This is a genomic window from Streptomyces sp. NBC_01775 (genome assembly GCF_035917675.1).
Classification (GTDB): domain Bacteria; phylum Actinomycetota; class Actinomycetes; order Streptomycetales; family Streptomycetaceae; genus Streptomyces.
The window spans coordinates 306,877-328,463 of sequence record NZ_CP109104.1 but is presented as its reverse complement, the minus strand read 5'-3'; the positions used below and the strand labels follow the sequence as shown (position 1 = coordinate 328,463).

23 protein-coding genes and 4 pseudogenes are annotated in these 21,587 nt (G+C 69.8%); 11 read left to right on the top strand and 16 right to left on the bottom strand.

Features of this window, described 5'->3' with window-relative positions; genetic code table 11:
• Nucleotides 1-123 precede the first annotated feature (123 nt).
• Nucleotides 124-1,272 carry an amidinotransferase gene (locus tag OHB04_RS01620; RefSeq protein ID WP_326806571.1) on the bottom strand — a complete coding sequence of 383 codons (1,149 nt, stop codon included), beginning with the start codon at nucleotides 1,270-1,272 and terminating at the stop codon, nucleotides 124-126.
• A 576-nt stretch (nucleotides 1,273-1,848) separates the two neighbouring features.
• On the opposite strand from OHB04_RS01620, the gene OHB04_RS01615 reads away from it, so the two are divergent.
• Nucleotides 1,849-2,115 carry a DUF5132 domain-containing protein gene (locus OHB04_RS01615; protein ID WP_326685948.1) on the top strand — a complete coding sequence of 89 codons (267 nt, stop codon included), beginning with the start codon at nucleotides 1,849-1,851 and terminating at the stop codon, nucleotides 2,113-2,115.
• Nucleotides 2,116-2,235: 120 nt separating this feature from the next.
• Here OHB04_RS01615 and OHB04_RS01610 read toward each other — a convergent pair whose 3' ends face one another.
• Entirely contained in the window at nucleotides 2,236-2,448 is a 213-nt protein-coding gene (locus OHB04_RS01610) for a hypothetical protein (protein WP_326685947.1), read from the bottom strand.
• A gap of 210 nt (nucleotides 2,449-2,658) precedes the next feature.
• On the opposite strand from OHB04_RS01610, the gene OHB04_RS01605 reads away from it, so the two are divergent.
• The 4 genes and pseudogenes from OHB04_RS01605 to OHB04_RS01590 all read left to right on the top strand — a co-directional run bounded on the left by OHB04_RS01605 (nucleotide 2,659) and on the right by OHB04_RS01590 (nucleotide 3,902).
• Nucleotides 2,659-2,931, top strand: coding sequence for a DUF5132 domain-containing protein (locus OHB04_RS01605; protein ID WP_326685946.1), 273 nt, complete (start codon nucleotides 2,659-2,661; stop codon nucleotides 2,929-2,931).
• Between the two features lie 125 nt (nucleotides 2,932-3,056).
• A pseudogene (locus OHB04_RS01600) lies at nucleotides 3,057-3,281 on the top strand (2,3-dihydroxybenzoate-AMP ligase); the annotation flags it as partial.
• A gap of 46 nt (nucleotides 3,282-3,327) precedes the next feature.
• Nucleotides 3,328-3,606, top strand: coding sequence for an alpha/beta fold hydrolase (locus tag OHB04_RS01595; RefSeq protein ID WP_326693133.1), 279 nt, complete (start codon nucleotides 3,328-3,330; stop codon nucleotides 3,604-3,606).
• On the top strand, nucleotides 3,603-3,902 hold the full coding sequence (locus OHB04_RS01590; RefSeq protein WP_326809385.1) for an acyl carrier protein: 300 nt from the start codon (nucleotides 3,603-3,605) through the stop codon (nucleotides 3,900-3,902). The genes OHB04_RS01595 and OHB04_RS01590 overlap by 4 nt, the downstream gene beginning before the upstream one ends.
• On the opposite strand, the gene OHB04_RS01585 is transcribed toward OHB04_RS01590, so the two are convergent.
• The 5 genes from OHB04_RS01585 to OHB04_RS01565 form a co-directional block, all read right to left on the bottom strand.
• A complete protein-coding gene (locus tag OHB04_RS01585; protein WP_326806570.1) occupies nucleotides 3,903-4,412 on the bottom strand; it encodes a class I SAM-dependent methyltransferase in 510 nt (169 codons plus the stop codon).
• Nucleotides 4,413-4,572: 160 nt separating this feature from the next.
• Nucleotides 4,573-5,493 carry a LysR family transcriptional regulator gene (locus OHB04_RS01580; protein ID WP_326685944.1) on the bottom strand — a complete coding sequence of 307 codons (921 nt, stop codon included), beginning with the start codon at nucleotides 5,491-5,493 and terminating at the stop codon, nucleotides 4,573-4,575.
• A 4-nt stretch (nucleotides 5,494-5,497) separates the two neighbouring features.
• Entirely contained in the window at nucleotides 5,498-6,697 is a 1,200-nt protein-coding gene (locus OHB04_RS01575) for a glycine C-acetyltransferase (protein ID WP_326806569.1), read from the bottom strand.
• An 80-nt stretch (nucleotides 6,698-6,777) separates the two neighbouring features.
• Nucleotides 6,778-7,806: an L-threonine 3-dehydrogenase gene (gene tdh, locus OHB04_RS01570; RefSeq protein WP_326685942.1), complete on the bottom strand. Its 1,029-nt coding sequence runs from the start codon at nucleotides 7,804-7,806 to the stop codon at nucleotides 6,778-6,780.
• Between the two features lie 296 nt (nucleotides 7,807-8,102).
• Nucleotides 8,103-9,209: a glycoside hydrolase family 43 protein gene (locus OHB04_RS01565; RefSeq protein ID WP_326806568.1), complete on the bottom strand. Its 1,107-nt coding sequence runs from the start codon at nucleotides 9,207-9,209 to the stop codon at nucleotides 8,103-8,105.
• Between the two features lie 229 nt (nucleotides 9,210-9,438).
• On the opposite strand from OHB04_RS01565, the gene OHB04_RS01560 reads away from it, so the two are divergent.
• The gene (locus OHB04_RS01560; protein ID WP_326806567.1) at nucleotides 9,439-11,076 is read left to right on the top strand and encodes an amidase; all 1,638 of its coding nucleotides are present in this window, start codon (nucleotides 9,439-9,441) and stop codon (nucleotides 11,074-11,076) included.
• Nucleotides 11,077-11,115: 39 nt separating this feature from the next.
• Here OHB04_RS01560 and efeU read toward each other — a convergent pair whose 3' ends face one another.
• From efeU to OHB04_RS01540, 4 genes are all read right to left on the bottom strand, one after another.
• Nucleotides 11,116-12,006: an iron uptake transporter permease EfeU gene (gene efeU / locus OHB04_RS01555; RefSeq protein WP_326685939.1), complete on the bottom strand. Its 891-nt coding sequence runs from the start codon at nucleotides 12,004-12,006 to the stop codon at nucleotides 11,116-11,118.
• A gap of 70 nt (nucleotides 12,007-12,076) precedes the next feature.
• Nucleotides 12,077-13,357, bottom strand: a complete 1,281-nt coding sequence (gene efeB, locus OHB04_RS01550; protein WP_326685938.1) for an iron uptake transporter deferrochelatase/peroxidase subunit — start codon at nucleotides 13,355-13,357, stop codon at nucleotides 12,077-12,079.
• Between the two features lie 56 nt (nucleotides 13,358-13,413).
• Nucleotides 13,414-14,565 (bottom strand): iron uptake system protein EfeO, encoded by a 1,152-nt coding sequence (gene efeO, locus OHB04_RS01545; protein WP_326806566.1) that lies wholly within the window; start codon nucleotides 14,563-14,565, stop codon nucleotides 13,414-13,416.
• A gap of 202 nt (nucleotides 14,566-14,767) precedes the next feature.
• On the bottom strand, nucleotides 14,768-15,574 hold the full coding sequence (locus OHB04_RS01540) for an SAM-dependent methyltransferase (protein WP_326685936.1): 807 nt from the start codon (nucleotides 15,572-15,574) through the stop codon (nucleotides 14,768-14,770).
• 312 nt (nucleotides 15,575-15,886) lie between these two features.
• Between OHB04_RS01540 and OHB04_RS01535 the strand changes: the two genes are divergently transcribed.
• Nucleotides 15,887-16,171 carry a hypothetical protein gene (locus OHB04_RS01535; RefSeq protein ID WP_326685935.1) on the top strand — a complete coding sequence of 95 codons (285 nt, stop codon included), beginning with the start codon at nucleotides 15,887-15,889 and terminating at the stop codon, nucleotides 16,169-16,171.
• A gap of 112 nt (nucleotides 16,172-16,283) precedes the next feature.
• Nucleotides 16,284-16,391, top strand: a pseudogene (locus tag OHB04_RS01530) (MarR family transcriptional regulator); the annotation flags it as partial.
• A gap of 181 nt (nucleotides 16,392-16,572) precedes the next feature.
• On the opposite strand, the gene OHB04_RS01525 reads toward OHB04_RS01530, so the two are convergent.
• Nucleotides 16,573-16,926 carry a hypothetical protein gene (locus OHB04_RS01525; protein ID WP_326685934.1) on the bottom strand — a complete coding sequence of 118 codons (354 nt, stop codon included), beginning with the start codon at nucleotides 16,924-16,926 and terminating at the stop codon, nucleotides 16,573-16,575.
• A gap of 379 nt (nucleotides 16,927-17,305) precedes the next feature.
• Here OHB04_RS01525 and OHB04_RS01520 point away from each other — a divergent pair.
• Both OHB04_RS01520 and OHB04_RS01515 read left to right on the top strand, forming a co-directional pair.
• Nucleotides 17,306-17,562 (top strand): annotated as a pseudogene (locus OHB04_RS01520) (helix-turn-helix domain-containing protein); the annotation flags it as partial.
• A gap of 179 nt (nucleotides 17,563-17,741) precedes the next feature.
• Nucleotides 17,742-18,020: pseudogene (locus OHB04_RS01515) on the top strand (transposase); the annotation flags it as partial.
• A 21-nt stretch (nucleotides 18,021-18,041) separates the two neighbouring features.
• On the opposite strand, the gene OHB04_RS01510 reads toward OHB04_RS01515, so the two are convergent.
• The 4 genes from OHB04_RS01510 to OHB04_RS01495 form a co-directional block, all read right to left on the bottom strand.
• Nucleotides 18,042-18,395, bottom strand: a complete 354-nt coding sequence (locus tag OHB04_RS01510; RefSeq protein WP_326806565.1) for a hypothetical protein — start codon at nucleotides 18,393-18,395, stop codon at nucleotides 18,042-18,044.
• 133 nt (nucleotides 18,396-18,528) lie between these two features.
• Nucleotides 18,529-19,239: a maleylpyruvate isomerase family mycothiol-dependent enzyme gene (locus tag OHB04_RS01505; RefSeq protein ID WP_326806564.1), complete on the bottom strand. Its 711-nt coding sequence runs from the start codon at nucleotides 19,237-19,239 to the stop codon at nucleotides 18,529-18,531.
• Nucleotides 19,240-19,250: 11 nt separating this feature from the next.
• The gene (locus OHB04_RS01500; protein WP_326809384.1) at nucleotides 19,251-19,760 is read right to left on the bottom strand and encodes a GNAT family N-acetyltransferase; all 510 of its coding nucleotides are present in this window, start codon (nucleotides 19,758-19,760) and stop codon (nucleotides 19,251-19,253) included.
• Between the two features lie 397 nt (nucleotides 19,761-20,157).
• Nucleotides 20,158-20,562 carry a DUF5997 family protein gene (locus tag OHB04_RS01495; RefSeq protein WP_326685931.1) on the bottom strand — a complete coding sequence of 135 codons (405 nt, stop codon included), beginning with the start codon at nucleotides 20,560-20,562 and terminating at the stop codon, nucleotides 20,158-20,160.
• A gap of 75 nt (nucleotides 20,563-20,637) precedes the next feature.
• Between OHB04_RS01495 and OHB04_RS01490 the strand changes: the two genes are divergently transcribed.
• The gene (locus OHB04_RS01490) at nucleotides 20,638-21,468 is read left to right on the top strand and encodes a LysR substrate-binding domain-containing protein (protein ID WP_326685930.1); all 831 of its coding nucleotides are present in this window, start codon (nucleotides 20,638-20,640) and stop codon (nucleotides 21,466-21,468) included.
• Nucleotides 21,469-21,587: the final 119 nt, after the last annotated feature.

The window sequence follows — 21,587 nt, the reverse complement described above, 5'->3', positions numbered from 1 at the left end:
TCCACCAGGTGCGCAGAACAGCGCCCGCTGCTCAAAGCCGAACTCGGCATACTTATCGGGCGCTACCAGTCCTCCGGAGCCTAGGTGCTGCGCGGGTGGCCAACTGGATCAACCCGGGGCGGTTCACCCTTCCGAGTACCCGGCCGACGGGCCGGTGTCGGGCCGGCCGGCCAGGAACTTCCGGGGGCCTCCCTCGCGCACGGTGTCCAGGGTGACGCAGTGGAACGACCCGCCGAAGCTGTAGACGTGGCGGAAGTCGACCGGGACGCAGCGGAACCCCCAGCCCGTCAGCGCCTCGATCAGGGGCCGTTCCTGGCGCTCCACGACAACGGTTTCCGGGTCCAGCGACAGGACGTTCATGCTCACCCAAGGACTGCAGAAGTACATGGGCCAGGTGGACGGCAGGGTGGGCGGTGGCGCGGACAGGATCTCCCATCCTTCGAACAGCTCACAGGGGACGTACCGTTCGGGGTGCACCAGCAGCTTGCCGGGGGCCAGCGGCGCGAGCGTGGCGTCGATGTGCATGGCGTGCGGATCGTTGGTCTCGATGACCGAGACGGTGAAGTCCCGGCCCATGCTGCGCCGCACCCAGTCGATGCCGAACTGGTTGGTCACATGGCTGCGCTGCACCACCACATCCGTGCCGAAGCGACAGAAGTCGGCCGCGTCGAAGACGGGCTCGAACTCGGTGAGGGCCCACCTGGCCCCCTTCCCCCGGTCGCCTCCGGGCGAACGGAACAGCTCGTCGGTGAGCTGTGGACGGGGCGCCGGCAGCCAGCGGGCACCGCGCAGGAAATACGCCTTGATCAGGGAGCGGAACGCGTCCACCTCGTGATACCGGCAACGCCAGGACATGGGGGCCTCGATGATCGCGTCCCCCATGACCATCAGCAGGTCCCTGGGCATCCCCGCGTACAGCCCGCCCGGGCTCTCCCACGCCGGTGTGCGGAACGGCCGCTGGTGGACCACGGGATCGGGCCGCACCACCGTGACGCCTTCGGCGGTCAGCACCTCGGCCAGCGCGTCCAACTCCGCCTCGGCTGCCTTGAGATGGTCTGCGGGAAAGGGCAGGCCGCCCTGTTCCCGGAAGACCGGCTGGGCCTCGTCGGGCACGACGTGGGCCATCGAATCCTGCCAGGTGGGGAACACCCCGCCCGCAAGCGTGCCGACCACCACTTCCCTCAGCGGGTCCCACTCGGTGTAGGAGTTGACGGCGGGGAGGGGGCCCACCTCCTCTCCCTCGATCGCGGGCCGTGTCGCTTCGCTCGTCATGCCGCCTCACCTCTCGACGTCGGGCTCGACGACCTGGGCCGTCGGCTCCACCGCTTCCGCCCTCCGGCGGCTGCTCCTGCCTGCCGTACCGCAGGGGGAAACCCGTCGCATCGACGGGTTCAGCGGATCCATTTGAGAAATGCCGGGAAGGGAGAACAAGGGAACAAGGGACTAACCCCCCGAGCGGGCGGTGCGGAAGCGCCCGGGGCGCATGACATGGGAAGGGGCGCATCGTCCCGGTGCCTGCCCCGCGAAACAGGTTGCTCGTGCGCAACGGGCGAGGGCGGTGGACTGGCCGGAGCCGCATGGTGCGCGGCACCGCGGCAGGCGCACCGCACCGCGAACTGCCCGCCGTCCCATGGCACCTGTGCCCGAGCACCGCGCGTGCCCGGCGGCACCACTGCCCCCACAACCTGGCGGGGAGAGGGTGTGCTGCGCGACCGGTTGATCAGAAAGGGGTAACTTCCGGGCTGCAAATACCCGTACGAGTGAATCCGGGCAAGCTCACGCGCACTGTCGCTTAAGCTCGGCGTCGTCTCTCAGTACCCCATGTCACACGAGAGGAAACGCATCACAATGCCTGTATTCCCTGCCTATATGGCGGGCATTTTCACGGCCGTGCTCGCGAAGAAGCTGGGGAAACCCGCTGTGCGTGGTCTGGTGAAGACATCATTGAAGCTGGCTGCTGACACCAGGCGGGCGGCGCACGAACTCAATGATGAACTGCGCGACATCACCGCGGAAGCAGGCGCCGAAGTGTTCCTTGAGGACATCGCCGAGCCGGAGCCCGGTAAGAAGACCGTGCCGAAGAGCAGGGCCGCCGCCTCGTCCGAGGCCCGCTGAGACCGGAACCCCCGGCTTGTCGCGGTCTCGCGCGAGCGGACGCGAACGAAGCCCGGCCCGGGCAGCAGGGGCCGGGCTGAACGGCTGTGTGGGCCTTGCCCCCAGGGGCCCCGTAGCCGCTCAGGAGAGCTTGCTTCTGAGCATGCTGAGGTAGAAGGGGAGCTTGTCCACCATCTTTTTCGCTACGGGATAGGAGTGCTCTGTACCGGTCGCGTGGTCGGTCACCGTCAGCGTGTAACGGCCCTCGGTGCAGCACACTTCGGCGGAGTACAGCACATCTTCCGCAGCGGCCTCGGTGCCGGAGTCCGTCTCCTGTGCCGTGGGTTCTGTCACCGTCGGATTCCTTTCTGCGCGTTTCCTGGGGAATAGCAGCCACAATATTCCCATCGGTCTCTCGGGCAACATTGGCACGGTAATTATCAATTCCTGGCGGGGATACTCGAAAGAGTGAACATCGTTGGATCGGTCTGGTTGTGTTCCCTCTGCGGCCCTTACGATCTTTCTGCGGAAGACCAGTGGAAACGCTCTGAGGGGACGAATATCATGCCTCCCGTATTTCCCGTCTTCGCGGTCGGAGTGATCGCCGCCCCGTTCGTGAAGAAGATGCTCAGGTCGGTGACCCGGGGTGCTGTCAAGACAACCGTAAAGCTGGCAGCGGATGCCAAGCGTGCCGTCCATGAGGTGAACGAGGAGATCTCCGACATCGCCGCTGAGGCAAGCGCTGAAATCCAGGCGTCCGAACCTCGGGGCGGGGAGGGCCAGCCGCAGAGCAGCCCCAAGAAGAGGCGCCCCGAGCCCGCCAAGGCGTCGTCCTGAGCTGAGGGAGAACCTCGATGCCCCATAAAGCGCTGGAGGGCGCCGGGGCACGACGGCGCCGGACGGCCACCGCTCCCTGCGGACAGCCCGCATGTGAATCCTGAGCCCCTCGACCGGCTGCTGAAATGCGAATCTGGAGCCCTCGATCGCGCTGCCGAAAGCCGTCGAGGGCGTCACTTCGGCACGGGCTGGTACTGCAAGTCGGCGGTGCACGTCTTGATCCGGCGACGGCGCGCCGGGTCCACGCCGAACTGGGCTGGCGGCTTCAGCAGGTGTACGGCATGAGCGAGGGGCTGCTGTGCTTCACCCGGCTCGACGATCCGGAAGAGGTCGTCTTCACGCCCCAGGGCAGGCCCGTGGCGCCCGTCGCTCGTCCTCCGGGCCGGGCTCCCGGGTGTGGCACCGGAGTTGGACGAGCCCGACCTCAAGCGGCGCGGCTTCGCGGTCGTCACCCTCCCCGGGGCCGGGCATCTGCTCCATCACGACCAGCCGGAGGGTTTCATGGCCGTGCTGCGGGCGTGGCTGAACGGCGAAGAACCCGTCGAACCCCTCCAACCCGTCGAGCCCGCCGGGCCCACCGAATACGTCGAGCCCACCGAACGCGTCGAGCCTGCCGGACTGGTCGCACACACCGGAAGCGAGGCCCCGGAATGCCGGCCACGGACCCGTCCATGAACGCCCGCCTGCGCGGGATGACCGCCGCCGAGCGGGAGCGCATCCTGCTCGATGTCGTCACCGAGTGCACCGCCGCCGTGCTCGGCTACCAGGACCCCGCTGAGCTGGAGCCGGATCTTTCCTTTCCGGAGGCGGGCGTGGACTCCCTCACCGCCACGGAGATCCGCAGCCGTATCGCGGCGCGCGTCGGCATGCCCGTCCCGCGAACCCGCTTCGACGCCCGGACGACCCTCGCCGAGGCGGCCCGGATCCTGAACGGCCTGGTCGCGGACGACTCCACCGCACCCCGTGCCTGATCAGTTCCCGGCCACCCACAGCGCGACGCAGCCACGGGACCAGAGGCGCACGGAGCCGAACGACGCGTGCAGGGCCGCGTCGAGATCATCGGCGTCGTCGCCGGCGTTGGCGAAGTAGCCCCGTCGGTTGTACGTGTCCATCAGCCAGCGGGCCTGCGCCGGGACCCGCACCGTCCGGCCGCGGCGGACGATGGTCGCGCCGAAGAAGTGCCCGCCGGGCGTCAGTTCACGGGCGGCCTCTTCCACCGCGTGGGACTTGGCCCGGATGCCCTGGCCGGGCAGCGTGTGGAAGACCAAGGACATGGCGACGGAATCCACGCTCGCGTCGCCCAGCTCCCAGCGGTCGAAGATGTCCTGCTGATGGGTCTCGACCCGGTGGCCCGTCAGCGCCGCGCGCCCGCCGCAAGGGGGCCTGTCCGCGGTCCAGCAGGTGCACGGCCGTTCCGGCGGGCAGCGCCGCGCGTCGCAGCAGCGAGCCCGTACCCGGACCGATGTCCAGGTGCCGGTCACCGGCGTGGCTCCGGTAGAGGCCGACGAGGTGACGTGTCGGGCACCGCCAGAACAGCGGACAGCTCACCCGGTGCACGAGGAGGTCGTAGACGGAGAGGAAGGACGGGGTGTACTCGTACATCGCGAGCGGCCTCACTGCCGGGAACCTGAATCGGCCTGTCTAATGCCCGGCGGCGGGAAAGGTTTCGGCAGTGGTGCGCAGAGCCTCCAGAACGGGGCGCAGCAGCGGATGGTCCTCGGCGCCGCGCCGGACGGCGGCGAAGACGCGGCGCGTGGGTGCGGCTCCGTCGACAGGCCGGACCGCCGCCTGGGACAGGTTCATGTCGCGCAGTGCCGAGCGGGGCACCAGGGCCACTCCCGTGCCCGCGGCGGCGAGCGCGACCACGGCCCGGAAGTCGTCCGAGGAGTGCTCCAGCCGGGGCTGGAACCCGGCGTACTCACAGGCCAGGACCATGACGTCGTGGCAGGGGTTCCCAGGGTAGGGACCGATCCAGGGGTCGTCCGCGAGGGCGGACAGCGGGACGCTCGCGGCTGTGGCGAGCGGGTGGTCGCGGGGGAGTACGGCGTCGAACGGCTCGGCGTACAGCGGGACTCGCAGCAGCCGCGGGTCGGCGGCACTCAGCGCGCTGCGGTACTCCACCGCGACGGAGATGTCCGCGCTCCCGTCGAGCACCATGGGAAGGCTCTCGTCCCCCTCCGCGTCGCGGACCCGGACCCGGATGCCGGGGGACTTGAGGGCGAGGGCGCTGATGGCCGGGGCCACGACGACGGCGATCCCGGTGGCGAAGGCGGCGACCGTGACCTCGCCCGCCTCACCCACGGTGTACGCCGCGACCTCGGCCTCGGCGCGCTCCAGCTCGGCCAGCACCGCGCCGGCGTGGCGCAGCAGAATGTCCCCGACGGGAGTGAGCCGCACCCCGCGCTTGTCACGGTCCAGGACCTTGTGACCGGTCTCCTGCTCCAGCGCCGCGATCTGCTGGGAGACGGCGGACGGGGTGAGATACAAAGCGGCAGCCGCGGCGGTCACCGTCCCGTGGTCCGCCACGGCCTGAAGCGTCCGCAGCCGTCTCGCATCGATCACGGCGTCATCCTGCCAAGGCGGACCGAGCCTCGACAAAGGCGTCCACCGCCCGGTCCACGTCCTCGGTGGAGTGTGCCGCCGAGAGCTGGACGCGGATGCGGGCCTGGCCCTGCGGAACGACGGGGTAGGAGAAGCCGGTCACATACACCCCGCGCTCCAGCAGCAGCTCCGCCATCCGGCCTGCCCGGCCCGCGTCGCCGATCATGACGGGCACGATGGCGTGCTCGCCGGGCAGGATCTCGAAGCCCTCCTCGGCCATCCGCGAGCGGAAGAGCGCGGTGTTGGCGTTGAGACGCTCCCGCAGCTCACCGGCGGACTCCAGCAGGTCGAGGACCTTGAGGGAGGCGGCAGCGATCACCGGGGCGAGGGTGTTGGAGAAGAGGTACGGGCGCGAGCGCTGCCGCAGCAGGGCGACGATCTCGGCGCGGGCGGCGACATAGCCGCCAGAGGCGCCGCCGAGGGCCTTGCCGAGGGTGCCGGTGATGATGTCGACGCGGTCCATGACGCCGTGCAGCTCGGGGGTGCCGCGACCGCCGGGGCCGACGAAGCCGACGGCGTGCGAGTCGTCGACCATGACCATGGCGTCGTGGCGTTCGGCCAGGTCGCAGATCTCGCGCAGCGGGGCGAGGTAGCCGTCCATGGAGAACACACCGTCGGTGACGATCAGCTTGCGCCGCGCCCCGCCCTCGGCGGCCTCCTTGAGCCGCTGCTCCAGATCGGCCATGTCGCGGTTGGCGTACCGGAAACGGCGGGCCTTGGACAGGCGGATGCCGTCGATGATGGAGGCGTGGTTGAGAGCGTCGGAGATGACGGCGTCCTCGGGGCCGAGAAGCGTCTCGAAGACGCCGCCGTTCGCGTCGAAGCAGGAGGAGAACAAGATCGTGTCCTCCTGGCCCAGGAAGACGGACAGCCGCGCCTCCAGCTCCTTGTGCACCTCCTGGGTGCCGCAGATGAAGCGCACCGAGGCCATGCCGTATCCCCACCGGTCCAGCGCCTCGTGGGCGGCGGCGATCACGTCCGGGTGATCGGCGAGGCCGAGGTAGTTGTTGGCGCAGAAGTTGAGCACCTCACCGGGCCGCCCGCCCGCGGTCACGCCCACGGTGGCGGACTGCGGGGTGCCGATGACCCGTTCGGGCTTGTGGAGTCCGGCGTCCCGGATCTCTTCGAGGGTGGTGCGCAGCTCGCCGCGTACGGAGTCGAACATGGTCACTTCCTTGGTGGGGTCGCGGTCTTGGGGGAGGGCCGGCCGGAGCTCGGCGGGGTCGGGCGGTCCACCAGGTGCGGTCAGGCGGTCCAGTCGAGGATGACCTTGCCGCAGCGGCCGTCCGCCGCCGCGTCGAAGGCCGACTCGAAGTCACGGAAGGCGTACCGGCCGGTGATCACGGGGGCGAGGTCGAGCCCGCCTTCGAGGAGGACGGACATCGCGTACCAGGTCTCGAACATCTCACGGCCGTAGATGCCCTTGACCGTGAGCATGGAGGTGACGATCCGGGACCAGTCGACGGGGAACTCCTGGGACGGCAGGCCCAGCATGGCGATGCGGCCACCGTGGGTCATGTTGGCGATCATGTCGCGCATCGCCTCGGGGCGGCCCGACATCTCCAGGCCGACGTCGAATCCCTCGCGCAGCCCGAGCGCGCGCTGCCCGTCGGCGATCGTCGACTCCTCGGCATTCAGCGCGAGGTTGACGCCGACCTTCCGGGCGAGCTCCAGACGCTCCTCGCTGACATCCGTGATCAATACCTTGCGGGCGCCCGCGTGCCGGGCGACGGCAGCGGCCATCAGACCGATCGGTCCGGCTCCGGTGATCACCACGTCCTCGCCCACCAGCGGGAAGGAGAGCGCGGTGTGCACGGCGTTGCCGAACGGGTCGAAGATCGCCGCGACATCGAGGCCGACGGGGACGCGGTGCACCCACACGTTGGAGGCGGGCAGCGCGACGTACTCCGCGAACGCGCCGTCACGGCCGACGCCGAGGCCGACGGTGGCGCGGCACAGGTGCCGGCGCCCGGCAAGACAGTTGCGGCACTTGCCGCACACCAGGTGCCCCTCACCGCTGACCCGGTCGCCCACCGTGATGTCGGCGACATCACGCCCGGTCTCCACGACCTCACCGGCGAACTCGTGACCGAGCACCAGCGGCGTCGCGATCGCCTGCTGCGCCCAGCGGTCCCAGGACCGGATGTGCAGGTCGGTGCCGCAGATTCCCGTGCGCAGGACCTTGATCAGTACGTCGCCGGGACCGATGGCCGGCTCAGGAACGTCCCGCAGCCACAGACCGGGCTCTGCCTTTTCCTTCACCAGTGCTTTCACGGTTGAACTCCTGAGCGCGCGCGGGCCCGGACCACGCGGAAGCGGGACCGGGCGGAAGAGCCGGCGCGGGGCATCGAGAGGGCGGGCTCCCGATGTGATCACGCCGGACAGGGGCCAATCTGCCCGGCAGCATGACTTCAGTCCATCGACGATTTCTTAAGCACGACAACAGTTGAGCTTCATCCCGGCCGCGTCGCACCGCACCGTGGTGTGCGTCGCGATGCGATGCGACGAGGCGTCAGGGCGAATGAGCACGGGGCTTCGGAGTGTGGGTGGGGGGCTCCGCGCGGGGGAACCTAGCGTGGAACGCGCGTGTCGGCGACCGGCGTCCCGAAGTCCGGGGTGCCGTCCGCCTTCCAGCCGAGGGGCTGGACGCGGGTGTGCCGGTTGGGGTCGTCGAGCGGGTCGCCCTCGATCTCCTTGTACTGCCGCGCGTGGTACACGAGCACATCGGTGGTCCCGTCCTCGCCGACGGTGAAGGAGTTGTGGCCCGGACCGTACTGGCTGGTGCCGTCGTCGCTGGTGAAGACCGGCTCGGGGCTCTTGGACCAGGAGGCCGGGTCCAGCAGCTCGGCCGAGTCGCGTGCGGTGAGCAGGCCCATGCAGTAGTTGGCGTCGGTGGCGCTGGCCGAGTAGGAGAGGAAGACGCGGCCGTTGCGCTGGAGGACGGACGGTCCCTCGTTGACCGCGAACCCGACCGTCTCCCAGGGCAGTTCCGGCCTGGAGAGCCGCACTTGCGGCCCGGTGACCGCCCAGGGGCTGTCCATCGCGGACAGATAGAGATCGCTGTTGTTGTTCTGCGACGGGTCGCGCTGCGCCCACGCCAGATAGCGGGTGCCGCCGTGGACGAAGGTCGTCGCGTCCAGCGAGAAGCTGTCCCACGCGGTCGTGATCCGCCCCCTCTCGGTCCAGGTTCCGGTGAACGGGTCGGCGGAGGTGTTCTCCAGCACGTACATCCGGATCGCCCACACGTCGTCGGAACGTCCGGCGGCGAAGTAGACGTACCAGGCGCCGTCGATGAAGTGGATCTCCGGAGCCCAGATGTGGGCCGCCATCTCGCCGCTGTCGTGCCGGCGCCAGATCACCGACTCCCCGGCATCGGCGAGCCCGTTCAAGGTGGCGGCGCGGCGCAGCACGATCCGGTCGTACTCGGGCACCGTCGCCGTGAAGTAGTAGGAGCCGTCGGTGTGGCGCACGATGTGCGGGTCGGCACGCTGCCGGACCAGCGGGTTGACGTACGGCGGGTCGACGGACAGTGCGGCGGCCTTGTCGTCGCGGCGGCCGGGGGCCGGGCGTCCCGACCGGGCGTGCGCGGGTGTGGCGGTGCCTAACGCGGCGGCGGTTCCGACGCCAAGTGCTCCCTTGAGCACCAGTCTGCGCGCCGGTGTGTTCTCGCGGCTCATGCGTCACTCCTTGTGGGGTGCCGGCTGTGATGCCGGCTGGGGTGTCGGCCGGACCGTGCGGGACGGCACCTTACGGGTCTCATGGCGAACACGGGCAGTACGTGCACCGGATACGGCCTTTTCCCCCGGGCCCTTGACCGGAGCGTTCTCCGGGGCCGGGCCGGAGCTCCCTCCACGTGGCGTCGCGGCACTCTTGCGCCGGGTGTCGGCATATAGTCGGCTGATCCCCATGAGGATGCGGAGAATTGCCACGCTGGTCGCCGTCCTGGTCGCGGGATCCCTTCTTACCGGTGCGCCGAACCCGAGTGCGGAAGCCGCCGGAACCGCTGCCGGTCCCGGTGATTCGTCGTCGACCGGGTCGCCGGAGAGGCTGGGCGTCGATCTCGACACGGTGACGATCCCGGAGTTGCAGACTCGTATGGCGGGCGGATCACTGACGTCGTCGGCGCTGACCACCGCGTATCTGCGGCGGATCAAGACCGTCGACCCCAAGACCCACGCGGTGCTGCGCACCGACCCGACGGCCTTGCGCCAGGCTGCGGCCAGCGATGCCAGGCACCGGCAGGGCCGCGCCCGTGGTCCGCTCGACGGCATCCCCGTCCTGCTGAAGGACAACGTGAACACCCGCGGCCTGCCGACGACGGCCGGATCGCAGGCGCTGGCCGGGAGCCCGCCGGACACCGACGCAGCGCTCGTGACCCGGCTGCGGAACGCGGGAGCTGTGCTCCTCGGCAAGACGAACCTGTCCGAGTGGGCGAACTTCCGTGCGGCGAAGCCGACGTCAGGATGGTCGGCCGTGGGCGGGCAGACCCACAACCCGTACGTACTGGACCGCAATCCGTGCGGGTCGTCCGCGGGTTCCGCCGCCGCGCTCGCCGCTTCGCTGTCGCAGGTGGCGATCGGCACCGAGACGGACGGCTCCATCGTGTGCCCGGCCGGGATGAACGGGGTGGTCGGCCACAAGCCCAGCCTCGGACTGGTCAGCCGGGCCGGTGTGGTGCCGATCTCCGCCGAGCAGGACACCGCGGGGCCCATGGCGCGCAACGTGACCGATGCCGCGCTCACTCTTTCGGTGCTCAGCGGGCGCGACACCTCACGCCTCGGCACTCGCGATGTCTCCGGCGCTCGCGATGTCTCCGGCGGCCTTCCGGAGGAGCCGGCACGACCCGGCACGCTGCGCGGCGAACGGATCGGTCTGTGGCGGCTGCCCTCGCTCGGGCCGAAGGTGGATGCCGTGATGACCCGTACGGCGGAGAGACTGCGCAGGGCGGGCGCCAAGGTCGTCGAGGTGACGCCGCCGTACCAAAAACGGCTCGCCGAGCTTGAGTTCCCGGCGCTGCTGAGCGAGTTCCACCGGGACATCGACGCCTACCTCGACACCCGTGAGGGGCCTTCGGACCTCGCCGGACTGATCGGGTTCAACCGCACCCACCCGGCGGAGCAGACCTGCTTCGCCGGTCAGGAACTGTTCGAGCAGGCACTCGCCGCGCCTCCCACCACCGATCCCGGATACAAGGCGATGCGTGCCGAGCTGAAGGACCTCTCCCGGCGTTCCATCGACGAGACCATGGCAGCTCACCGGCTGGACGCCATCGCCTCGCCGACGAACCCGCCCGCCTGGACGACCGACTGCGCGCGGGGCGACAACGACGTGATCCCCTCCTCCACCCCCGCGGCCGTGGCCGGATACCCGTCGTTGTCGGTACCGGCCGGGTCGGTGAACGAGCTGCCCGTCGGCCTGCTCCTGATGGCCGGCGATCACCAGGACGGCAAGCTCCTGTCGCTGGGGGCCGCGGTGGAGCACCGGCTGGACGCCTGGCGGGCACCGCGCTACCTGCCGTCGGTGGGGCCGGACGCCGCCCGCTGAGCGGGTCGTGACGACGGCGTGATCACGCGCCCGCGCGGTTCAGTTGCGCTCGGCGGCCTCAGCGTCCGCGGGCACCTGGCCCTCCGAGGCGGCCGGGGCCCCGGAGGCCGCGCCCCGGCGCGGAGCCGTACTCCGTCGCGGTGCCAGGAAGAAGGCCATCGTCGGGATCAGGTACAGCGCCCACACCACGACCTGGACGACGGTCGGATCGGGCTGGAAGTTGAAGACGCCCTTCAGCAGGGTCCCGTACCAGCTGTCCGGCGGGATCGTCGCGCTGATGTCGAACGCCTTGTCCTGGAGGCCGCCCAGGAAGCGGGCCTCCTGGAGGTCGTGCACGCCGTACGCGAGCACACCGGCCGCCACGATCACCAGCATGCCGCCGGTCCAGGTGAAGAACTTCGCGAGGTTGATCCGCAGCGCGCCCCGGTAGAACAGCCAGCCCAGTACGAGCGCTGTCGCGATGCCCAGCAGCACCCCGATCAGCGGCTCGGAGGTGCCCTGGCCGCTGGCTCGCACGGACGCCCACACGAACAGCGCGGTCTCCAGCCCCTCACGGCCCACGGCGAGCAGCGCCGTGGCGACCAGCGCGCCCGTACCCATCCGGAGGGCCGCGTCGAGCTTGCCGTGCAGCTCGCTCTTCAGATGCCGGGCGGTGCGCCGCATCCAGAAGACCATCCAGGTCACCAGGCCCACGGCGAGGATAGACAGCGATCCGCCGAGCATCTCCTGCGCCTCGAACGTCAGCTCCTGGGAGCCGAATTCCAGCGCGGCGCCGAACCCCAGCGAGATGGCGCAGGCAGCCGCGATGCCGAGCCATACCGGGCGCAGCGCCTCGCGGCGGTCGGTCTTGACCAGGTAGGCGACCAGGATGCAGACGACCAGGCTGGCCTCCAGGCCCTCACGCAGGCCGATCAGGTAGTTGCCGAACATGCTGCCGGTCCTTCCACGGTGTACGTCACGTGTGGGTGCGCCGCGTCTGTGTGCGCCACGGGTGTGCGCTTCACGAGAAGAGCTCCCGTCCCCACCAGTCGTCCCTGTCGCGGACGCCCGGCGGAATGGCGAAGACCGCCGAACCCACGTGCTGGATGTACTCGTTGAGCGCGTCGGAGCGCGCCAGATTCCGCTGTACGGGGATGAACGCCTTGCGCACGTCCCGCTGGTAGGCCAGGAAGAACAGCCCGGCGTCCAGCCGCCCGAGCCCGTCCGTGCCGTCGGTGAAGGAGTAGCCCCGGCGCAGCATCCGGGCCCCGTCGTTGGCGTCGGGGTGGGCGAGGCGTACGTGCGCGGTGGGAAGCATCGCCTTCAGGAGCGGCTTGTCGTGCTCCTCGGACTTGCCGACGGCCGCGCCCTCGCGCTTGTCCCGTCCGAACACATCCTCCTGTTCCTTGAGAGAGGTGCGGTCCCAGGTCTCGATGTGCATGCGGATGCGGCGGGCCACCAGGTAGGAGCCGCCCGTCAGCCAGCCGGGGCCGTCCTGGGAGCGGACCCAGACGTGCTTGTCGAGCGCCGCGGCGTCGGTGCCCGCGACATTGCGCGTGCCGTCCTTGAAGCCGAACAGGTTGCGCGGGGTCTGCGCGTCGGGCGTGGTGGAGGAGGTCTTGCCGAAGCCGAGCTGCGACCAGCGGATCGAGACCTTGCCGAAGCCGATTCGGGCCAGGTTGCGGATGGCGTGCACGGCCACCTGCGGGTCGTCGGAGCATGCCTGCACACACAGGTCGCCGTCGCTGCGCGCCTTGTCGAGGTTGTCGCCGGGGAACTTCGGCAGTTCCACGAGCGCCTCGGGCCTGCGGCCCTCCAGCCCGAACCGCTCCTTGGCGAACAGCGACGGGCCGAAGCCGATGGTCAGGGTGAGCCGGGCCGGCTTGAGCCCGACGGCCTCGCCGGTGTCGTCCGGCGGGGACTCCGGTACGGGCCCGAAGGCGCCCTCGCCGACCGCGTGCCCCTTGGCCATCAGGGCCGCCGCGGCGCTCCAGTCCTGGAGCAGCCGGATCAGCGCCGCGCGGTCCTCGGTGGTCACGTCGAACGCCGCGAAGTGCAGCCGGTCGGGCACCGCGGTGGCGATCCCGGCCTGGTGGGTGCCGTGGAACGGCACCGCCTCGCCCGCCGAACCGGCCGGCTCGCTCGTGTCCCCGCTGCTCAGCGCGGAGACCGTACCTCCGGCCGCGACGGCGCCGAGAGCCAGGCCCGTGCCGCCCCAGCCGAGCACCGAGCGGCGGGACGGTGTCCGGCCGGATGCCTCTTCGCCGGCCTTGGCGGTCTCGCCACTCACCTCATCCGCCATGGAAGACGCTCCCTCGCTCATACCGCCGCCGCTGTCCCTCGTATCGCCCACGTCCGCTACTTGGCGACGGCGGCGGCCAGCTTCGACAGCGGCTCCGCGAGCGCGTTCACCGCGTCGGACAGCTCCTTGCGCTCCTTCTTGCCGACCTTGTCGTAGGGCGTGAAGTCGTAGCCGGTCTTGTCCTCGCGGTACTTGTCGAGCAGCGTGTTCAGCGCGCCGAACTGCGTGTCGAGCTCCTTGGTGAGCGCGGCGTCGTTCTTGGACACGACCGGCTTGAGCAGCGCGTACGACTTCTCGGCGCCCTCGACGTTCGCCTTGAAGTCGACCAGGTCGGTGTGGCTGTAGCGCTCCTCCTCGCCCGTGACCTTGCCGGTGGCGACCTCGTCGAGCAGTTCCTTGGCGCCGTTGGCCATGGACGTCGGGGTGATCTCGGCCGTTCCCACCTTCTTCTGCCAGGCGGTGAGGTCCTTGATCAGCTGCTTGGCCAGCTCCTTGTCGCGGCCGGTGAGCTTCTTGTCCTTCCAGAGGGACTTCTCCAGGCGGTGCCACCCGGTCCAGTCCTTCTCCGGGTCCTGGCCGTCCTCCAGGCCGTCCTCGCGCAGGTCGACCTTGGGGTCGATGTCCCCGAAGGACTCGGCCACGGGCTCGGTTCGCTCCCAGCCGATGCGCGAGGGGGCGTACGCCTTCTTCGCCGCCTCGATGTCGCCCGACTTCACCGCGTCCGCGAAGACCTCGGCCTTCGGCAGCGTCTGCTCGGCCTGCTTCAGGGTGTACTGGCGGTAGTGGGCCACCGCGGCGTCCAGCTTCGGGTCGCGCTTGGCCGCCTTACCGCCCCCGGCCACCGTGACCTTCTGCCGAATGCCGCTGCCCTTCATCCCGGGCTTGCAGGCGATCTCGTAGTTCCCGGCCTTGATCTCCGCCGAGATGCTCGCCTTGGTGCCCGCACCGATGTTCTCGCGCTCGGTGACGATGCGGTCGTCCGGGTAGAGCACATAGACCTCGGTGACCTTCGAGCCCTTGTTCTCCACCGCGAGCTGGACGTGCCCCGCCGGGAACTTCTTCTTCGAGACCTCGCAGGAGGAGTCGGTGGCCGTCACCTTGATCGCGTCGTCCCCTCCGGTCTTCTCCTTCTCGGCACACGCCGTGACGGCGGTCAGAGCTGTTGCGGCGGCGACAGCGGTGACAACGGAGAGACGGAGGGGACGCATACGGGCTCCAGCGGTTCAGGACAGCGAGGCACAGCCTCGGGCGAGGCGAACCTAACTTAGCTCAGCCTTACCTGACCTGGAACCACGCCCCCGGCTTTCGACCTCGCACCGTTATCAACCCTGGAGAGGTGCCGGAACAGGGGTCCGGCGGGCAGGGCGCGAGGCCAGGCGGGTGGGCCTGGCGGGCGGGCCGCGAAGCTGGTCAGGCTTCGGGCAGCCGGGCGACCGCGGCGTACATGTTCACATGCTCGTCCGGTATGTCCGCGCTGTCGTCTTCCGGGCGCCACCGGTGCATCAGCACGACGCCGGGATCCAGGATCTCCAGCCCCGCGTCCGTCAGCAGGGCCTCCACCTCGGCACGGGTGCGCAGGTGCATGCGGGTGCCGTGCTCGGCGAAGACGCGCGCCATCTCCGTCACCTGCTCGGGCGCCGTGTCGGCCGTGGTCGTGGTGAGCGCCACGTAGCTGCCCGGCGCCAGCGCGGCCGTCAGCTTCCTGACGAGCCCGCTCGCGTCCTCGACGTACTGAAGCATGGCGATGATCATGACGGCGACGGGCTGCGTCAGGTCGAAGGTGTCCCGAAGGACGGGGGAGTTGAGGGCGAGGTAGGGGTCGTGCATGTCCGCGTCGATGTACTCGGTGCGGCCCTGCGGGGTGCTTGTGAGCAGGGCGCGGGCCCGGAGGAGCACGGAGGGGTCGTTGTCCACGTAGACGACGCGCGAGTGCGGCGCGTTCTGCTGGACGACCTCGTGCAGGTTGGGGCTGTTGGGGATCCCGGTGCCTATGTCGAGGAACTGCGAGACGCCCTGGTCCGAGAGCCACCGCGCCATACGGCGCATGGTGTCGCGGTTGATCGGCATGCTGGTGGCCAGCGGAGGCCATGCCTTCAGCATCGCGGCGGCGGCCCGCTCGTCGGCCGCGTAGTAGTCCTTGCCGCCGAGCACGTGGTCATAGACGCGCGCCGACTTCGCCTGCTCGGTGTTGATCTGATGAGGCACGTCGTCGTGCACCTGTCCTCCCCGGAATGAGGCGACGGCCGGCCGCCGCCGATGTACCGCTGTCTCCTCGAACTCCGGTCCCACGGGGTCAGTTGAACCCTGGTCAGGTGGGACCCGAGGTCTGTCACGTTATCTCAAGCCAGCCCGTTTCGGTTACTGACTGTCATGTTCTCCCCAGTGGTACGGCGCTGGGACGTGCGGACGTGTACGCGGCGACGCGCGACCTGCCGCGGGCCTGACCGTTCGCCCTGCTGCGGGCGAGGCGATTCCCCGGGCTCGCGGGTCCAGGTGTTTACGGATCCCCTGCCTGGAGACTCGCCCCGCATGTCAACTCGACGCGGATCCAGCCCGGCGACGGTGATCGCCGTCATCGCTGACGTGGCAGCGCTCATCATCGGCCTGTGGATTCTTCTCTTCCTCCTCGACGCGAATCGAGCGAACGACTTCGTCGGTTTCGTCCACGGTTTGGCAGGGTGGCTCGCGGGCTGGTCCCGCGACATGTTCACCGTCGATCCCGACTGGTGGCAGGTGATGCTGAACTACGGGATCGCCGCCGCCGTCTATCTGCTGGTCGGCAACGCCGCGGCCAGGGCGGTACGGCGGTTCTGAGAAGCCGGGCCGATCGCGGGGCGGGATCGCGGGCGGGGCGCGGAGGCGCTCCCGAGTGCGGTAGCGGCTGGACGTAGCGTCGCCCTCATGAAACCGACGTAGCGTCGCCCTCATGAAACCGCAGACCGGCAGTACGACCGACCAGGCACCGGCCGACCCGGCCGCCACCGACGACGCGCCGGCCGGCCAGCCCATCGGCTACTGGAGCGGGCTGGCCCACGCGGAAAGCGGCAGCTCCTAGCGTGGCGCCGCACCCGCTGAGGGGCGTCCGGGATGCGAGGTGTCCGGCCGGAAACACGAGTGTCCGGCCCGAAGCGTGAGTGCCCGGCCGGAAATACGAGTGCCCGGCCGGAGGCGTGGGGCGCCCCTGCTTCCGGCCGGGCAGGTCTATGCGAGCTGGCTCAGCCGCGGTGGCAGTGGGTTCCCTTGACCCACTTGGGCGTGTTGGCGTAGCCGGAGTCACGCCAGCCCTTGGCTACACAGATGACCTTGTGGTGGTGGTGCCAACGGCTTTCGATGGTGAACGTGCCGCGGATCTTGCCGTGCCGGGGCGCTTTGTGCTCGCGACAGTGGCCGCTTCCGACGGCGCCGTTGTGGTGGGTGCGTTCGAGCTTGTCGCAGACATAGCCTCGCTTGTGCCCGTGGTCCGGTCCGTCGCCGGCGATCGCCGACATCGGCGTGACGCCCACCAGGGCGGTCGCCAGGGCGGCCAGCACCGTGAACGCCCGTGCGCGGCGCGTCATTTCGCTCTTCATCCTGCTGTCCTCTCAGTCACCCAGTCCGCACGGGGTACGGGCTGGAGCACCGTCGATTCTTGTCGGCGGTACTCGCTCCTCGGGCCTAACTCCCGCATGAGCGACTTACCGCCACGGGCAAGGACATCAGGTACATCCGACGCGTAACAGGCTTGCGAGGCGTCGTCACCCGCTGGGGAACCTCACACCACCCGTAAGGGTGGAGGTTGCGTGACGGGCTCCGGACTCCGCTCTCGGCAGCCGGCTTCTGCGGCTGCCACGGCGCGTGCCCGACACCGTGGGGTCACCTCGGCCGTTCGCTCTTTTCCGAGGTGGCGGCATGGGTGACATGTATTCGCCGATGCCTGAGCTGAATCTGCTCAAGGAGTTCGACGGGCAGTTGTCGCGGATCAGGACGCTGATCGGGCGCTGCTTCCACAAGAGCTACGCCGTCCAAGGCGTGGCCGCCCTGCGCAAGCGGCACGGCTGGACCTGCCAGATCCCCGCCCGGCGTGCGATCGAGCGGGACGAGAACGCGGTGGCCGGCTGGGTGAAGGAGACCTGGCCCCAGGTGGAAGGACCGTGGCGTCGCTCGACGCCTGGCTCGTCTTCGAGGACGAAGCCGGCTTCTCGATGACGCCGCCGACCACCCGAACCGTCCGCCCTGCGACGCACCACCACGGCCAACCGCGCCTCTGCCGACCCCGACGACCTGGGTCACCGCGGTCCGACACGGCTTACGCCAACTCCAGTACCGCCCCGACGTCATCAACCGCTGCCCCACCGGCACCGGCCTTCGATGCCCAGCCACCATGACGACACCACGCTTTGAATGCCGTCCCCGCCGCAAGCCCGACTCGCTGTTCGCCGATCGCGGCTACGACCATGACATCTACCGCGACCAGGTCCGGGCCCGCGGCATCGTGCCCGCTATCGCGCGCCGCGGTACCCCGCACGGCACCGGGCCGGGCACCTACCGCTGGGTCGTGGAGAGAAGCTTCGCGTGGCTGCACGGCTTCCACCGCCTGCGTATCCGCTGGGAACGGCGAGCCGGCATCCACGGAGCGTTCCTCGAGCTCGCCTGCTGCCTCATCACCCACCGACAACTCAGCTCGCCGTGTCAGCCGCTCGCTGTGTCAGCCGTTGTTACTTTGCGTTGTTTCGACGAAGGCCAGCCCTTGCAGGGCGAGTCGTTGCGTTTCGTACCGACCCTCGGTCGTGGTCTCCACGTCGAACCCGTGCGCGACCTGCGGTGGGTGGCCGATGAGTTCGAGCGCCCGGCTGGGCAGCGCCTGCTGGGACGCCTCTTCCGACTCCCACAACAGAACGGCTCCCCACCGGTTGGTGTCCGGATCGGAGAGCCACATCTTGAAGCGAAGCCCGGGCACCTCGGAGAACGCGGCGACGGATTCCTCACGCAGGTACTCACGCATGGACTCGATGGTCTGTCCGGAGACGGACAGGTCCCACCAAACAATGTCGGCACGCATAGCGCTCCCTTCTGTCGAGAACGGAATCCGGCTGTCGGCCGGCCACGGGCACGCGGTCACGGCGCGATGCAGGCAGTTCTTTCCGCCCTCCGGGTCGAGATTGGCGCGCCCTCACCCTGCCCGGGTGACGAGGTCACAGGCGGTCCAGGCGCTGTGGTGGGTGGGGCGGCCAGGGCCCGAGAGCAGGCAGCTCCTCCGCCGCCACCGGTGAGACCACGGGCGTACGTCCGGCCAGCCAGGCTGCCAGGTCGCGCACGCCTCCGGTAACCGCCATGCCCGACGGCCCGTCGCCGACGGACCACTGGCGGCCCACATCCTCGGTATGAACGCGAGTACCTGCCGGAAGTCGGCCGAGGAGGAAGTCGATGGCGTGTGCGGCCAGGTCTTCGGGCCAGCCGTCGGGCCGCACGCCGAGTTCCAGATCGACCATGTGGATCCATGCCTCGCGCCAGCGTGCGAAGACGGTGGCGGCAAGTTCCGCGTTGCGGAACGTTACCGGTCGGCTCCAGTCCACGTCGGTGGCGCGTGCCCAGGATGCCTCCAGCCCGGCCGTGTGCGCGGCGAGTTGCGCGCGGTGCTCGGTTGCGCTGCGGCCAGCCGTCGTCTCGATGATCGCGTTGCGCTCGTCGACACCGCCGTCGTAGCCCGCTACGAGTTCACCACGCAGGGCTTGTTCCGTGAGACGGGTGAACATTCTCGCGTTGTCGGTGAGATGCGCGAGTACGTGGCCGCGTGACCAGCCCGGAAGGGCGGATGCCTCGGCGACCTGCTGGTCGCTCAGTCCGGCCACGAGCCTTGCCAGCGTCCGGTGGGCTTCGATCACAGCTGCGACAGGAGGTTGCATGCCCCTCCGTCCTACAGGGCCGGGGGCTGGTCGAGGACTGCCGGGGCCTGGGCAGCGAGTTCCTTGAGCGGTTCACCGCTCAGCCGGCATACCGTCCACTCGTCCAGCAGCTCCACGCCGAGCGACTTGTAGAAGTCGATCGTCGGTTCGTTCCAGGCCAGGACCCACCACTCGAACCGCTCGTAGCCGTTCTGTTGGCATACCGCGGCCAGGAAGGCGAGCAGAGCCTTGCCGTGTCCTCCACCTCGGGCGTGCGACCGTACGTAGAGGTCCTCCAGGTGCATGCCACGCGTGCCGGTCCAGGTCGAGAAGCGGGGGAACCACAGGGCATAGCCCACGGCCTGCCCCGTCTCGTCGTCCTCAGCTATCAGTGCGAAAGCAGCGGGCTGTTCCCCGAACAGCGCGTCGCGGAGCTGCTCCTCGGTCACTCGGACCTGCTCGGCAGCCCGTTCGTACTCAGCGAGTTCACGGATCATCGCGCGGATCTCCGCGATGTCGTCCACAGCGGCGGCCCGGATCATGCCGGAGATCATCGGCCAGCGTACCGAGCCGTGTCCATCCGATTCCGCGCATTCTCCGCGGCGTGCACCCGAACCGTCGTCCTCCCCTCCATGGACGATCTGTGGAAGCGGCGCCCGATCAGCGTCCTGATCCGACCGGACGCTGACCCGCAGGTCATGAGCGATGACCGCGTTCTCCTCGCCGTGCCGGAACCGCGCTGCCGCCCCCAACCGCAACCGCTCCCGGAAGGCCCGCCGTTCATCGGTCAGACCACCGCCCTGGGCATACCTCATGCACTCGGGATACCGCAGGGAACTTGAGCCGTCAGCCCTGCCGACACCACGCTTTGAAGGTCAGAAACAGCGGGAGGGAACCCCCCCCGGCCGCGTGCCGGGGGTGTGGGCTATGAGGCGTGGCTCAGGTGCGTGAGCTGCCGGGCTGCTCGTCCGCCTCGGCCTTCTTCGCCTTGATGCGCGCCGCTTCCTTGCGGACCTCCGCCTGGGTGGCGCGCTCCTTCTCCAGCCACTCGGGGCGCTCCTGCTTCAGCGCCTCGACCTGTTCCGTCGTGAGGGCTTCGGTGACTCCGCCGCGGGCGAGGCCCGAGATGGAGACGCCCAGCTTCGCGGCGACGACCGGCCGGGGGTGCGGGCCCTCGCGGCGCAGGTCCAGGAGCCACTGGGGCGGGTCGGCCTGCAGCGCGTTCAGCTCGTCGCGCGAGACGACACCCTCCTGGAACTCGGCGGGGGTGGCTTCGAGGTACACACCCAGCTTCTTCGCCGCGGTCGCGGGCTTCATGGTCTGGGTGGTCTTGTGCGACGTCATGATGTCAAGGGTATCGAGCGTGCGCGGTGTCTGTGACCACGCGGTGCCTGTGACCACGACCGGTAGTCTGGCGAGGTGACAGGCTCGGATGTATCTCCCCCGTTCCGGCTCGCCTATGTCCCGGGAGTGACACCCGCCAAGTGGGTGCGGATCTGGAACGAGCGGCTGCCCGACGTCCCGCTGGACCTCCTCGCGGTCTCCGCCGCCGAAGCGGCCGACGTGCTGCGGGACGGCGGCGCCGACGCCGGGTTCGTGCGGCTGCCGGTCGACCGGACGGTCTTCAGCGCGATTCCCCTCTACACCGAGACGACGGTGGTCGTCGTCCCGAAGGACCACGTCGTGACGGCGGTCGACGAGGTCGCGCCCCAGGATCTGGCCGACGAGATCGTGCTGCACCCGCTCGACGACGTCCTGGACTGGGAGACCCGCCCCGGGCTGCCCGCGAAGGAGCGCCCCGCGACCACGGCGGACGCCGTCGAGCTGGTCGCGGCGGGCGTGGGGGTCCTCGTCGTACCGCAGTCGCTCGCCCGCCTGCACCACCGCAGGGACCTCACCTACCGCCCGGTCTCCGACGCCCCGCAGTCCCAGGTGGCGCTGTCGTGGCCGGAGGAGGCGACCACCGATCTGGTGGAGGATTTCATCGGGATCGTCCGCGGGCGCACCGTCAACAGCACGCGGGGCCGCGCTCCGGATCAGGCGGCGCAGCGCGAGGGCTCCGACAAGAGCGGCGCGCGACGCCAGTCCACGCCCGGAAAAACGACCGGAAAGCCAAGCGGCAAGGCGACTGGAAAGACCAGCGGCAAGGCGAGCGGAAAGACCGGCGGAAAGAACCCGCCACGGCGCGCCGCCGGGCGCCCCAGCGGCGCGGGCCGCACCAGCGGCAAGCGCGGCAGGCCCCGCCGCTGACACCGTCGGCCGTCAGCAGCAGCCAGCGGCCCGTCCCCCTCACCGCGACCACGAGCTCACCGCGAGCTCGTCCGCTCCGCCGAAACTGTGATGACCGCGCGGGGGGTACTGGCCTAGCC